This window comes from Sphingobacterium sp. lm-10 (assembly GCF_023554555.1).
GTDB lineage: Bacteria > Bacteroidota > Bacteroidia > Sphingobacteriales > Sphingobacteriaceae > Sphingobacterium.
This window is the reverse complement of sequence record NZ_JAMJWC010000001.1, coordinates 1,213,138-1,226,658: the sequence shown is the minus strand read 5'-3', so window position 1 is coordinate 1,226,658 and position 13,521 is coordinate 1,213,138. Positions and strand designations below refer to the sequence as shown.

General features: G+C 41.7%; 11 protein-coding genes. 4 read left to right on the top strand and 7 right to left on the bottom strand.

Going from position 1 to position 13,521, the window contains the following annotated elements:
- Positions 1 to 160: 160 nt before the first annotated feature.
- Positions 161 to 1,801, bottom strand: coding sequence for a glycoside hydrolase family 32 protein (locus M8998_RS04815; RefSeq protein ID WP_249990992.1), 1,641 nt, complete (start codon positions 1,799 to 1,801; stop codon positions 161 to 163).
- A gap of 528 nt (positions 1,802 to 2,329) precedes the next feature.
- Here M8998_RS04815 and M8998_RS04810 point away from each other — a divergent pair.
- The 3 genes from M8998_RS04810 to M8998_RS04800 are packed head-to-tail and all read left to right on the top strand — an operon-like array spanning position 2,330 to position 5,613.
- On the top strand, positions 2,330 to 3,256 hold the full coding sequence (locus tag M8998_RS04810) for a family 2A encapsulin nanocompartment shell protein (RefSeq protein WP_249990991.1): 927 nt from the start codon (positions 2,330 to 2,332) through the stop codon (positions 3,254 to 3,256).
- Between the two features lie 60 nt (positions 3,257 to 3,316).
- The gene (locus M8998_RS04805) at positions 3,317 to 5,140 is read left to right on the top strand and encodes a family 2A encapsulin nanocompartment cargo protein cysteine desulfurase (RefSeq protein WP_249990990.1); all 1,824 of its coding nucleotides are present in this window, start codon (positions 3,317 to 3,319) and stop codon (positions 5,138 to 5,140) included.
- A 29-nt stretch (positions 5,141 to 5,169) separates the two neighbouring features.
- A complete protein-coding gene (locus M8998_RS04800; protein WP_249990989.1) occupies positions 5,170 to 5,613 on the top strand; it encodes a DUF4395 domain-containing protein in 444 nt (147 codons plus the stop codon).
- 17 nt (positions 5,614 to 5,630) lie between these two features.
- On the opposite strand, the gene M8998_RS04795 is transcribed toward M8998_RS04800, so the two are convergent.
- From M8998_RS04795 to M8998_RS04775, 5 genes are all read right to left on the bottom strand, one after another.
- A complete protein-coding gene (locus tag M8998_RS04795; protein WP_249990988.1) occupies positions 5,631 to 6,404 on the bottom strand; it encodes an alpha/beta hydrolase in 774 nt (257 codons plus the stop codon).
- Positions 6,401 to 7,087 carry a VOC family protein gene (locus M8998_RS04790; protein ID WP_249990987.1) on the bottom strand — a complete coding sequence of 229 codons (687 nt, stop codon included), beginning with the start codon at positions 7,085 to 7,087 and terminating at the stop codon, positions 6,401 to 6,403. Before M8998_RS04790 ends, M8998_RS04795 begins: the two co-directional genes overlap by 4 nt.
- 15 nt (positions 7,088 to 7,102) lie before the next feature.
- The gene (locus tag M8998_RS04785; protein WP_249990986.1) at positions 7,103 to 8,962 is read right to left on the bottom strand and encodes an MGH1-like glycoside hydrolase domain-containing protein; all 1,860 of its coding nucleotides are present in this window, start codon (positions 8,960 to 8,962) and stop codon (positions 7,103 to 7,105) included.
- Between the two features lie 248 nt (positions 8,963 to 9,210).
- Positions 9,211 to 9,924, bottom strand: a complete 714-nt coding sequence (locus tag M8998_RS04780) for a DUF2490 domain-containing protein (RefSeq protein ID WP_249990985.1) — start codon at positions 9,922 to 9,924, stop codon at positions 9,211 to 9,213.
- Between the two features lie 38 nt (positions 9,925 to 9,962).
- Positions 9,963 to 11,267: a CitMHS family transporter gene (locus M8998_RS04775; protein WP_249990984.1), complete on the bottom strand. Its 1,305-nt coding sequence runs from the start codon at positions 11,265 to 11,267 to the stop codon at positions 9,963 to 9,965.
- A gap of 187 nt (positions 11,268 to 11,454) precedes the next feature.
- On the opposite strand from M8998_RS04775, the gene M8998_RS04770 reads away from it, so the two are divergent.
- Positions 11,455 to 12,618, top strand: a complete 1,164-nt coding sequence (locus M8998_RS04770; protein ID WP_249990983.1) for a hypothetical protein — start codon at positions 11,455 to 11,457, stop codon at positions 12,616 to 12,618.
- 103 nt (positions 12,619 to 12,721) lie between these two features.
- Here M8998_RS04770 and M8998_RS04765 read toward each other — a convergent pair whose 3' ends face one another.
- On the bottom strand, positions 12,722 to 13,462 hold the full coding sequence (locus M8998_RS04765; RefSeq protein WP_249990982.1) for an SDR family NAD(P)-dependent oxidoreductase: 741 nt from the start codon (positions 13,460 to 13,462) through the stop codon (positions 12,722 to 12,724).
- Between the last annotated feature and the right edge of the window lie 59 nt (positions 13,463 to 13,521).

Genomic DNA, 13,521 nt, shown 5'->3' with positions numbered 1-13,521 from the left:
GTTGTTTTTGGAACTTTATTAACCTTATCAATTTTCTGAACCTTATTAACTAAAAGAAGCGTCCTTGCGAACCCGAGGGACGAGGGTGCGGCAATCTAAATTTTACGCACATAAGATTGCGTTGTCGTACCTCCGCGCAATGACGGAGTAGGGTGTTAAATTACTTCCAAATAGATTCTGCCTCAAATACCTCCAAATTGGTGACGTCAATATTATTTCCCCAGAAGTGAAAACCTTCCTTATTATTACGGTCGGGTTTGCGCTCCATCGAGTAAGAATATTTTCCGCCATCGATGAAAACTTCGATAGACGTGTTGTCAATAAATATATCTGCCGTAAGCTCCATGCTGGTCATATCCTCTGGCGAATAGAATACACCATTGATGGTATTGTGGTTCATGTCGTATCCGACAATACGTTGTCCGAAAAGATTAAATCCCGCGTCGGTAGCATGAGATAGCTTAAAGGTCGTTTTGATACGCAGTTGTTTGGCATTGTAATAGGCCTTTAGCTTTTCGTTTGCTTGATCCGCTTTTAGGTTCGACCAGCTTTGCACTGGCGTGAATATCTTTTCTATTTCTTCAACAGGTTGGCTGAAAAGACGAACACCATTATTTGTGGTTTTTAAGGTCAGTTCGGTAGGTAATAGAAACATACCATTGAAAGGCATGCCGGGATGCGCCACCCGTCCCCAACCGATTTGAATCCTTCGCCCGTCACTTTCCGGAATATTAGAGAATGTCTGTGCGGCATAAATAGTTCCAGTTCCTAGTTGATGCTTTCCGCTTTCCGGCGTAAAAATTTTGCCATCAAATGAGCCGATCATATAGGTGTTGGAGGCACCATACATTACCCATTTCTTATTGTTCTCATCCCCATCTATAGGCAGTTCGAACAACTCTGGACATTCCCAAAAGCCCGTGGTATGGCTCTCGTATGTCCAATCCTTCAAGTTGGAAGACGTGTAAATAGATTGGCCATCCCGTTCGTTGAGTACCATAACCCAGTGCTTACTTGGGGCATACCAAATAATCTTGGGATCGCGGGTATCTACGCTATTCCATTTCTCTTTGCTATCAATAACAGGGTTATTAGCGTATTTAGTCCAGGTTCTTCCATGATCCAAGCTATATGCCATACATTGCACTTGTTTATCGCTAGAATAGGCCGTATAAGACGCCACCATCGCTGGCTTTCCGGGCTTTCCGAATCCGGAAGTATTGTCGTAATCAATGACGGCTGATCCGGAAAACATGGTGCCTATTTTATCTGGATGCAAGGCCACAGGAAGCTCTTCCCAATGGATTAAATCTGTACTCACTGCATGTCCCCAAGACATATTCTCCCATTCCCGTTCATACGGATTGTGCTGGTAAAATAAATGGTATTCGCCCTCAAAAAAAATGAGGCCATTTGGATCATTGACCCAACCCCGGCGTGTGGTGAAATGAAATTGAGGTCGGTTTACTTCCTGATAGATGGAATCCTGTCCGGCGATTCTATCATCCTGATAGATCTTGCTCAGCGCACTTTCATCTCCATCATAGCTTAGCATGATAGTTTTACCTTTATAGGCGGATACATCGGTGAATACCCAATATTCAGGATCTCCATTGGCGAGCCTAATGTTAAATTGACGATCTTCTTTGCCATCAACCGTCATCTTCATGACCTGACGATCCACCTGGTGGGAGATAGGGAAATTAATGTATTGCTTGGTTACTTTGATTTTTATATCTGCGGCCTGCATAGACACTGCGAAGCATGCCAATGCAATGGTGCTTAAGATGTATTTATTCATGATGGTATAAGCTTGTAAATAGCGGTTTATTGTATGTAAAATCAAATCTGCAAATTATAACCAGAGTAACCTGTCATAATCGTCTCAATTTTGTTTTATTTTCTATCATTTTGGCTTACTCTAAGTTCATTTATTCGTGGCTCGATACCAATTATGGTCGACATGATCTAAATCGAAAGTTCCCAATAAATCCAATCCAACTTTTCTTTTTCAAATGAATTAGTTGATATCTTCTCGATATCAATTACCATATTTCCTTGATCGCAATAAATAGAGTAAGTTGATAACTTTATGTTAACATAATAATGTCTACCTTTTTTGTAGTATTATTTTGTATTTATGATATACTTTCATAATTTAGAATATAAATATAAGATTAATAGCTTTTTAAACTGTTTTCTTATAACCTGTTGCGATCAGGGGGTGTTTTTAGGTAATTAATCAATAAGAAATCCAAAGGTTTATCCATTTTATAATCGAGCTAATAAGACTTCTTTTGCTATCAATATTTAACAAAAACTATAAAGGATGAGTGAACAATCAAAACAAGGACAAACCGCACTCGGTGACGTTGCCGCAAGGCATTTGGCGATTGCTACCAGAACGACTGGTCAACTAGAAAGTGTCTCCCCGCGTTGGGTGGTACATTTGCTACAGTGGCTGCCGGTTGAGTCGGGCGTATTTAGATTAAACAAAGTTGTGGGAGAGGATAGTATTCAGGTAGATTGTTCTCGTAGAGATGAAAGTGTGCTACCACACACCTTTGTCGATTACGACGAAAACCCGAGAGAATATAATCTACAGGCTGTGAATACGCTGATTGACGTACATACTCGCGTGTCAGATCTTTATAGTAAGCCTTATAACCAGATCAGCGAACAGCTTCGTTTAGCCATTGAGAAGATCAAAGAGCGGCAGGAGAGTGAATTGATTAATAATGCAGACTACGGTATTTTGAGCAATGTGGCGGCTAAGCAAATTATTAAAACAAGAAGTGGCGCACCCACCCCAGATGACATGGACGAATTACTGACCAAAGTCTGGAAGCAGCCGGGATTTTTTCTGTTGCATCCGCTCACTATTGCAGCATTTGGCCGGGAATGTACACGTCGCGGTGTACCACCTCCGACAGTTACTCTGTTTGGATCGCCATTTCTGACATGGCGTGGCATACCACTGATTCCAAGCGACAAAGTACCTATAGTAAAAGGCAAGACCAAGATATTGCTGATCAGAACCGGACAATCCAGGCAAGGAGTTATAGGACTTTATCAACCAGACTTGCCAGGAGAGCAAACACCGGGTCTTTCCATCAAATTTACCGGCATCAATGATAAGGCTATTGCCTCTTACCTGATTTCCTTATACTGCTCTTTAGTTATTCTGGTAGATGACGCAGTTGCAGTATTGGAGGATGTAGATATCACCAAATACCACGAATATAATTACGGTTAACGAGTACAGCGTGGATAGAGAAAATATATAAAGGATAATCGGCTAAAATGATGCATACTTATGTCTGAATTAAATGTTGAATTCGAAAATTTTTTGAAAGAAGAAGCCAACCGCTATTTCAAAGCGCCACCTAATGAATCGGAGGCGAATGCTAGTCAACTGGCACAGGACCGCGAACATCGGGATATTATTAACGACGTGGTAAAGCCGGAGGTATATTTTCCTTATGAAATAGGAAATTCATCTGTTGATAGGCTATCGGCAGGTCATTCGAACAAGCGCTCATTGTCCCACATCGCATCAGGACACGAAAATCATGGTAGCATTAATCCACCAGTGGATTTTACAGATTCTGCTAACTTTGGAGGGTCTGCAGATTCGTCGCTTACCGAAGTAGGAGGTATTGGCGGTAAATCTGTGAAATCATCAGGAAATGGTCTACTTTACGATCCTGCGCGACTTACCTTGCCATATCAAGAAAGATATGAACAACCAATAATCGAATTGTCCGAAAGATTAAAAGGAGGACATTCATTTACACATGGTGCTCAATTTCCGGTAGACAACCAAGAATCTGCATACTACTTTTTAGCTGAAAACCCCTTTAAAGATCATCTCTTGACTGAAGGGATCGATTCTTCGGTGAAAAATGTGACTGCATTAGATGTTGGTGCTATCCGTGCTGATTTTCCCATTTTGAATGAGTCTGTCAATGGCCATCCATTAATTTGGCTGGATAATGCCGCGACAACGCAAAAACCTCAGGTGGTGATAGACCGTCTGGCTTATTTTTATGCGCATGAAAACTCGAATATCCACCGAGCTGCCCATAAACTTGCTGCGCGGGCAACGGATGCTTACGAAGAGGCAAGAAATGTGGTTAAAGACTTTTTAAACGCTTCGTCTGCAAATGAAATTGTCTTTACACGCGGTACCACAGAAGCAATCAATTTAGTTGCCAGCAGCTGGGGAGAAGAAAATATTGGAGCACAGGATGAGATCATTCTGAGTAACTTGGAACATCATGCGAATATTGTACCTTGGCAATTGCTTAGTCAGCGAAAGGGGTTTAAAATTCGTGTCATACCAGTGGATGATGCTGGTGATTTATTGCTAGATGAATATACAAAAATACTATCTCCGAAGACCAAACTAGTCTCATTTACTCATGTAAGTAATGCCCTTGGCACCGTGACGCCGGCTAAGCAAATTATTGATCTTGCCCACCAGGCTGGAGCGAAGGTTTTGTTGGATGGAGCACAATCGGTATCGCATATGCGGATCGACTTGCAATACCTCAATCCCGATTTCTTTGTGTTTTCAGGGCATAAAGTTTTTGGTCCGACAGGTATTGGCGTACTCTACGGAAAGGAAGAACTGCTTAATCGTATGCAGCCCTACCAAGGTGGAGGTAATATGATCAAGGATGTCCGTTTTGATCAGACGACTTACCATGATGCACCGAATAGATTTGAGGCTGGCACAGGCAATATTGCCGATGCCGTTGGTTTGGCAGCAGCATTGCGTTATGTGCAGGGTGTTGGTTTGGAAGGTATTAGCGCCTACGAACACTATTTGCTAGCCTATGCCAGCAACCTACTCCAACAATTGCCGGGCATCACTTTAATCGGTACTGCACAGCATAAAGCCAGTGTTCTTTCGTTTACTATTAACGGTATCGCAAATGATGAAGTTGGTGCCGCACTCAATGAGGTAGGTATTGCTGTTCGGACAGGGCACCATTGTGCACAGCCGATTTTACGGAGACTGGGACATGAATCCACCGTGCGACCATCACTAGCATTTTACAATACCTGTCAGGAAATAGATTTTTTAATACATACTTTAGAGCAGTTTATCTGGCAGAGAAAACGTTATTATTAGAAAGTACACACCCAAATGATAAAATAGATATGGCAATCGTGAAAAATAAGTCTTTACTGTATGGCGACGCTACAGTAATACGATTGGTCGCTGCACAGGTTTTCGTAATTGCTATAGTGACATTGTTTACTCATTCCGTGTTACTGATCGCTTTTTTGCTAGTAGACTTTGCTATTCGAGCATTTTCTAACCAGCCTTCGGTATTAAAATGGCTTGCTCAAAAAATTACTACACGTCTCTCTGTTTCGCCTAAACCTATTTTCCTGCCGCCTAAGAAATTTGCTGCTCTACTGGGTTTTATTTTCACTGCTATCTGGTTGGTATTCTTGATTTTTGGTAGACCTGATTTGGCATTGGTGGTAGGTGTTGTCTTGTTGATATGTGCTTTTTTGGAAGCCGTATTTCAGGTATGTGTGGGCTGCTACGTATATAATTGGGTGGTCGCGCCATGGCTTAGGCAATCGAATAAGTAACGTTAATAAAAAACTATTTAGTCTTTCAAATACTGCTGTATATAGCTTAAGATCATTGCTCTTTCTTCCGCCGTGGCATCGTCATCCATATTGCTATGGTTGATATCGACAAACTGAATGGTCATGCCTAAATTCGCGGCCTCTTCTTCACTCGGCAAGACACCATCATCCGCCGGATAATCGTTGGATCGGATGGAATATATTTTAGGGCTAGTTACCCTTGGCAATGGCATCCGTCGGTTGTCCAGAGAAATGACTTTATGAATCAACAATGGATACTCGTGCGCAAAAAGTACCGACATATCTCCGCCATTGGAGTGACCGATAAGGGTAACGTCGTTAAATTCCAAATTGGTATGTTGTTCTTTTAAAGTCGATAATACGAAATGAATGTTTTCCATACCCCGTTTCCAATTGGGCATGCGCGTTTCCAAAAATTTACCTTCCATAGATAGCAACTCATCGCTGGGTAGTTCATGCTGTATGCTAATCACGAAGTAACCTTCTTGCGCTAGAGAATTGGCTAGATAGCTGTATTGTAAATAATCACCTCCTTGATTTTGTCCATAACCATGACTGATAATGGCTATCTTTTGGAATTTGACCGGCTTTTTTTGCTCATCGATATAATAGGCGAGGGGTATTTGCCGATTGCGCGTTTTATCAAAAAATTCGTCGTGAACCACCGTCACAGAATCTTCGCTCAGATAAATACAGTTAGAAGCTGTATTCGCTGCGCTATCAGAAAACATCAACAAATAGGCAGTTAATAGGAGTAAATAGGTTTTCATGAAGTAATAGTTTTTATATTGGATATTTTTCCATCGATGTAGTCGAAACTATACTTATTATTACCTTTTTCGATAACGGTAGTGAATGGGGCACATGCTATCGTGATATCTGTCGGAAACCAGGTTTCTTTTACCCTGTAGTTAGGCAATAAAAATAAACCATACTGCGATCCGCTAGCGGCGAAACGCAACAGATCACCCTTCCATAAACTAATACCAAAATTAGTTTCCAATTCTTCCAAAGTTTGGCTAATATCCTTTGTTGGTAATCCAATTTCATTCACACATAAGAAATCCGAAATATTAAAAGAAAGGTCTGACGTATTTTTTAGGTCATGCCGCACAATACATTCTGCAATATTACCTGCACCATCGTAGAAGTAAAAAGAGTGCGGATTCCAATCGTCGAAAAACACAATTTTTTCGTTGGTTTCCGTATCTATGATCGCAACTTTAGATTCCATCCAGGCCAATGCTTCGTACAATTTATTGCTGGGAATAAGGAAGCAATAGTGGTAAAGGTGGGCTTCTTCACTTTGCCGAAACTCCAGTCTACTCCAGCCCACCTCAATCACAAATGATGTTTCCATCTCCTCGATTAATGGAAATCCCAAGACATGCAGATAAAAATCTTTTTGTTCGGGTAACTTATTGGTATAAAGAGTGAGCTGTCTAATCTTCATAATCTGCACTGATCTTTATTTCAACTTCACGATTAGCTTATCGTTTAAGTTTTCGCTCGTAGCGACCAGCTTATTATCTACCCATACACAAAGCATGCTTTGATCGCCCGTTTTGTTTTTATCCCAGTCTTTTTTCCAAACGATATCTACATCATGTTCATGATAGCGTAGCTGTCCCAGGTAAAAATACTCCAATTCCTCGGCAGGAAGCAACGGTTCGATCTCAAATTGATCCGCGTGCACAGCCTTAAAACCGAGTAGGTCTTCAATAATAATATCCGGATAAGTGGAATGGAAATAATCCTGTTCGCCGCCGAATTCCTGACCATCACTAGGGATGTACCATTCCCCAATATTGGGTTTGGCGGGATTGTGCAGGGCCGTCAGTTCGCTGATATGCTTATATAACAATTGCCGGTCTTTTTCGATAATGTCTGATTTGTAATCGCGCAGGTAATTAGCATAAGCTTTGTATACCACCGAATTTTGAAAAGGCCAACCACGTCCATTCCAGGCATACGCTTGCTCATTGTAGTAGGGGTGCTGTCGCTCCGCAGTAGTCATTCCTTTGCCGTTGGAAAAGCCCTTCTCACTGGCAAACATCTCCCAGGCAGCGGCATATTTTTCTGCCTTTCCAGGAGGAATCATGCCAAAGTACCAAGGCGTGTAACCAACTGACTCCCGAACCTTTGCTTCAAAATCACCTATGCCGAAAGTGTTGTCCCCAGCACTATAACTATTGAAAAATTGATCGTTTTCATTCCATAAGACCGCCATTGTCTTTTGTTGTAAATCCGCTGAACGATTGGCGTAATAAGCTGATTTTTGGGTAGAGCTGGCCTTTTCGGAAGTTCGTTCATCTAGTGAATACAATGTGCTTAGCGCCTTTAGATTGCCATAAGCATAGCTGTTTACGGAGGGACGAACCAAATAAAAATCTGGATATCCTTTTCGGTATGCTTTTGCGTATTGCGTCGCCTGTGCTGATTTAGCGGCCTTATCCGTCGTATTCCATCCCAGATAATATTGCTTCCAGTTTTCCGCCGTGTACAAATCATATGCGCCCTTACTTTCGATTAACCCCAATACCGCTGAAAGGCTAAACTCCATGCCATCGTAGAGGTCTAAGATTTTGTATAACCCATTTGTTTTTGCATTCGCGTTTTGCACCGTAAATAAGCTATCCCACACCGCTTGATGCTGTTCCATATAAGGTAGGATGTCGTGCATCCAGCTGTGGTTGGGATGAATACGTAAGTAGGCATCCACGCCATCTACCATCCAGCTAGAAAAGTGATGGCTTTCCGGGCGACTCTTATACGTTAAGAAATTTCCGTTTTCGCGCTGCTGTAATTTGGAAGCCGAACCGCGCATAAAATAATCGGCATAAGACTGCAGGTATTTGGGGTCGCGTAGCCATCGTACATCATAGAACTGATGCCCGGCAGGGCAGGTGATCGCGCCGCTAAGGGAAGCCCAGGGTTTGTCGCCAAAAAATTCAGTCACCACCCAATAATTTTTGCCATCTATTGGGTCCGCATACTCTTTCAAATGTTTGCTGATCATCCACCAGCGATAGTTGTAGACACGGTCCATCGCATTGTTGGAACTACTAAACAGCGGAATATTTTTTAGCAGAAATGCTTCGTTATTGCTGCTATCGAATGGCCCATCGGAATCTGGCCTATCCGGATAGGTATTGAATTCCCTCACATTGGCGGATAGATTTGCAACGGCTATTTGTTGAAGACGAGTGCGCTCAGAATCGTATGCAGCCTTTCTCTGTTGACTCTTACATGAAGCCAGAAGCACACCTACTAAAATGTAGAAAAAAAGGATTTTTAGTGAACGGATACGGTAAAAATAGATCTGCATAAAAGGCATTGTTATTGCGCGATTGCGTTTCCTAAAGATAGTAATTAGAGGAAGCAATAGCAACAATAACCATCGCTTTGATCATGGTGAGTAGTTTATCTATCTGTACTATCTACGATGTCTTGAGCAGATGTCTATTTATAGCGAGTTATCCTTTTCAAGTTATCTGTTCGAAGACTATACTACGCATGGTGATTCTGGTTGCCACTAAAATTAGCGAGCGATAAGTAAGATAGAATTTACATTCATTAATCGGGCTTGTATGTCTTAATTCTGCGTGAAAGGCTTTTTCGTATAGTGCAAGCCAAATAATAATCTGTTGGATCCGGAAATCCGTTAAATTGTACAATTACTCCCGGTTCAACAGAAACAGTTTGACTCACTTTCTTGGCTAAAAGAGCAGAAATACGATAACTGTCGAAGGGCTGCTCGCGCTCTAGATTCATCCGGATTTCATGCCGAAAGATTAAGCCCCAGACCGAGTTTTCGGCACGATCCAGCTTCCAAAATGAATTGAATAAATACCGTGCCCGAAATAGAAAGCGTTCATTAAATAGAAAACGTTCTTCCAGACGAAATCGATGCGCTATAGAATATCTTGGACTAACCACATTGTTAAAGGTGATCTGTTGAAATAGTCGGTGTTCGGGAAGACTAAACTTTTCTCCGAGACTATTATAGGGCTCCAGCAATAAAAACATGTAACCTCCACCTACAAAAGTGTTTGTGTTTTTCAGTCGGTATTCCAATGACCCGTTGATTAGACTTAATCTACTATTCTGAACTGGGACATCGTAGAACCGTTGCTGAAAATTCGCATTATATCGCCAATTATCCGAAATTTCACCTTGTAAATTTCCATGAAACCAGCTGTTTAACCCACCGGGTTGTGCTTGGATTGATAATAGGTTAGCAGCGTACAAGATGATAATGATCAGTAATCTTTTAATGAATGTAGTCATGTTGTAAAGTTTATTGGTTAGATAAAAAGCAAGAACGCTTATACGATATTAAAAATATAGAGCATAGCGATCAGGATTATACTGAATGCCCAGGTATAGAAAAAAGCGTATTTTAGGTATTTTCCTAAATCAAGACCCGTCAAACCCAAGGCTAGCCAAAGTGCGGGAGATAGTGGGCTAATAAAAGTTCCAACGATATTTCCGACCATCATGACATGCATAGCGGTCAGCGGATCCACTCCGTATTGGGTGGTAACTTCTAGGATGACTGGAAAGAGTGCAAAATAAGTCGCGTCTGTACTTAAGATTAATTCAAGGGGTAGTCCTAAAAATCCGATAATGAGATGTAAATGTGGAATAGCAGAATCCGGAAGAATGGTTAGTAAATCGTGAGACATCGCTTCTAACATGCCCGTACCATTCAATACGCCCAATAAAACTCCTGCTGATACAATGATGATGGCCATCAACAAACTTGCCGGAGCATGTTTTTGTAAAACATCCAGTTGCATCTTTTTCGCCGGATAATTTAGAATAAGCGCTATGCTTGTTCCGATCATAAAGACCAAACTAGAAGGGACGACATCGAAAAATAGGCTTGAAATCACTATTACGGTTAAAGTAAAATTAATCCATAACGGGGCTTTCATACCATTTATGTTAGGGATAATACTCTTGGCTGTAATGCCTGTTTCTGATGCATAGGCTTCGTGAAGTGGCGGGTTTAAGGCAGCACGCCGTTGTTCACGTAAGCCAAAAATGTAAGCGATCACCACCATAAAAAATATTCCGATTAATTGTATCGGGATAAGAGGCTTCCACACATCAGTTGGTTGCATCCCGAGCACGATTGCTGCACGGCCGGTAGGTCCAGCCCATGGAATCAAGTTGACGATACTGGCACTAATAGCGATTAGCGTGAGCAATAAGTAAGGGTTCATATTGAGCCTTCTATACAGTGGGAGTAATGCAGGTATAGTAATCAAAAAAGTAGCGGCTCCCGATCCATCAAGGTGCACCACCGCCGCAATAAGGACGGTACCACAGGTGATGGCAATTCTGTTAGATTTTGTGAGTTTTAGTACTTTGGATATGAGTGGGTTGAATAACCCGATGTCGTTCATAATCCCAAAAAAAATGATGGCGAAAATAAACATAATGGCAATCTCGAATACTTTTGCAACACCGGCTTTGTAGTATTCGGTGATCTGAGAAAGATCGAAGCCGGCTACAAGCGCAGCCACTATAGGAATAGTGCACAACACAACAAAAGGAGAGAAGTATCTACTCATCATCAATGCAACGATTGATACGAGCATGACAATACCAATAATACTTAGCATAGAAATACGTACTTAAAGTTTATAGAATGGTTATCTTTTTATCCCGGAGGATAGTTCTCAAAACTAGATACCTCGTTCTTAAATAATGAAACGATATTTATTCCGAAGGTTAATTTTTTTAATATCTATATTTCCGAAAAGCCATATTTTTTCGGAAATTCGTCGGAAAGCAATTGGAGAGGGCATTATGGAGATACTGACCGGTAAAGAAGAAGTACATTACCTTATTAGAAAAGTTATAGTAAAATTTGAGGAGGCGAGCGGTCAAGTCATTGTTTGTAATACGAATCGTGAAAATTACGCTGCTATAGCACAGCAACTGAGTCTGATTAGTAACGAACTCCCTTTTACAGCTCAAGAAAAACAGCATCAGGAGTATCCAGTACCTAATGATAAGGAGCTGAACTTACAGTATCCTCACCGACAATATGATCTTACTGGAGGACAGATCAAAGATGTGTATTTTGGACTGGTAAAAAAGCCACGCCCGCAGTTAGTGGATGCCTGTTACATCTATTTGTATGGGGTAGGAAGATTGGGGTTCGAAAAAAATCCAGTAGATAATAATTTACTTGTTACGAATACGGAAAAATTGGCCGATTCAACCCTAACAAAGAAGCCTTCATCAAGAAGGTTTTTGATTTTACTTCTCCTCATTCTTGGTCTATTTACGCTATCTACGATCTATCTATTGGTGTCCCATTATGATAAAGCAGGAAACGAAATGTGGACATCGTATCAACCTTCGGATGACGAGATAGCGAGCATAACAGGCATTTGGATGTATCAAACCGGAGCTCCGCAGGCAAGGTCTAACGAAGCAAACAGATATCGTCGTTACGCCAATAATATTATGACCATCAAAAAAGTAGGAAACCGCCTACTGCTTGAACGGCACGGAGCCACGATTAATCATAGTGGTTATGTAGAATTTACTTCACCAGGCATATTATCAATCCACTCCTTTGTAGCACGATCTGCAGATGGTTCATTGGTAAATCCAAGTCACTCCCTAGCAAAATTAGCTCCAGGAGATAGCGTCATGTATGCCATTTCATCCACTTGGAGTTTCGAGTCTGATGACAACAATGATCTCATCGGAGCAAGAAATATTTACACCAAATTAAGTGACATTGGAGAACTTCGTACGATTGTGAATACACCCGAAAATGCGGCATGCCATTGTAAAATCGTAGAATGGACGCGCAGTGATGGTGCCACAGAAAAATTCAATTTAACATACGCAACAATTGAACCGGGTAGTATCGAAGAGGATCTGGATGAGAATAGTGTGATTCTACGAAAACCAAAGCAAGGCGTTTTGTTATCTCAGCCGTATCCAGTAAGATGAAATCGCTGTGATCTTTTCCGATACCGCCTCGGTTAGACTGTAAGATATATGCATGGCAGAATACCTAAGAGTTGCTTTTGACCATAAGGTAGTCCTATCCCCTCTACCAGGCTATTTCCCCCGTTATCGGATTCGTTTCCTCACTAAAGAACTTGCCGGTCGGCCCATCCTCACCGATGAGTGCATATTTAGCGATACGTTTAGCTGCCACGCCAACATCATCGCCCTGGTGCCCGGTGAAATCGGTGCTGGTGTAACCTGGGCATACGGCGTTTACCTTAAATGCGGTGTCTCGTAACTCATAGGCTAAATGGATTGTATACATATTCAATGCCGCTTTAGAGGTTGCATAAACCCCATATTTCGCGTAGTGGTAGGCTGGCCAATCTGGATTGCTCTGCAAAGTCAATGACCCTACGCTCGTGCTCACATTAACCACACGTGGGGCAGGAGCTTTTCTCAATAGATCCATCAATGCCTTGGTCACCTCAGCAGTACCCACCACATTAGTGTGGAATGCCGCTAAATATTCCGAAGCAGTCGCCTCTAAAACCGTGAAGGGCGCCGTGCCTCCGTTGATTCCCGCATTGTTAATCAATACATCCAACACATCGGTTTCGTCACCGATTCTTTGGCGCGCTTCCCGGATCGATGCCTCGTCTGTTACGTCCAATGAAATAGGGGTTACCTGATCAAAACCCACTGCATTTAGTCGATCGACTGCCGCCTGGCCCAAGCCTAGGTCGCGGCTACCTAAGTAAACGTAAAAACCAGCTTTTAAAAGCTCTTTGGCTGTTTCGAAGCCAATACCTTTGTTAGCTCCTGTAATAAATGCTTTTTTCATATTCTTCTTTTGTATCGAACAAAAGTGCCATGGATAAAAAGAAAATTTTTTACCATTTG

Excerpts from the sequence above, each read along its gene's own strand:
- M8998_RS04790 (WP_249990987.1), bottom strand. The coding sequence starts at position 7,087 with ATGAAGATTAGACAGCTCACTCTTTATACCAATAAGTTACCCGAACAA.
- M8998_RS04765 (WP_249990982.1), bottom strand. The coding sequence starts at position 13,462 with ATGAAAAAAGCATTTATTACAGGAGCTAACAAAGGTATTGGCTTCGAA.
- M8998_RS04810 (WP_249990991.1), top strand. The coding sequence starts at position 2,330 with ATGAGTGAACAATCAAAACAAGGACAAACCGCACTCGGTGACGTTGCC.
- M8998_RS04805 (WP_249990990.1), top strand. The coding sequence starts at position 3,317 with ATGTCTGAATTAAATGTTGAATTCGAAAATTTTTTGAAAGAAGAAGCC.
- M8998_RS04775 (WP_249990984.1), bottom strand. The coding sequence starts at position 11,267 with ATGCTAAGTATTATTGGTATTGTCATGCTCGTATCAATCGTTGCATTG.
- M8998_RS04770 (WP_249990983.1), top strand. The coding sequence starts at position 11,455 with ATGGAGATACTGACCGGTAAAGAAGAAGTACATTACCTTATTAGAAAA.
- M8998_RS04800 (WP_249990989.1), top strand. The coding sequence starts at position 5,170 with ATGGCAATCGTGAAAAATAAGTCTTTACTGTATGGCGACGCTACAGTA.
- M8998_RS04815 (WP_249990992.1), bottom strand. The coding sequence starts at position 1,801 with ATGAATAAATACATCTTAAGCACCATTGCATTGGCATGCTTCGCAGTG.
- M8998_RS04795 (WP_249990988.1), bottom strand. The coding sequence starts at position 6,404 with ATGAAAACCTATTTACTCCTATTAACTGCCTATTTGTTGATGTTTTCT.
- M8998_RS04785 (WP_249990986.1), bottom strand. The coding sequence starts at position 8,962 with ATGCAGATCTATTTTTACCGTATCCGTTCACTAAAAATCCTTTTTTTC.
- M8998_RS04780 (WP_249990985.1), bottom strand. The coding sequence starts at position 9,924 with ATGACTACATTCATTAAAAGATTACTGATCATTATCATCTTGTACGCT.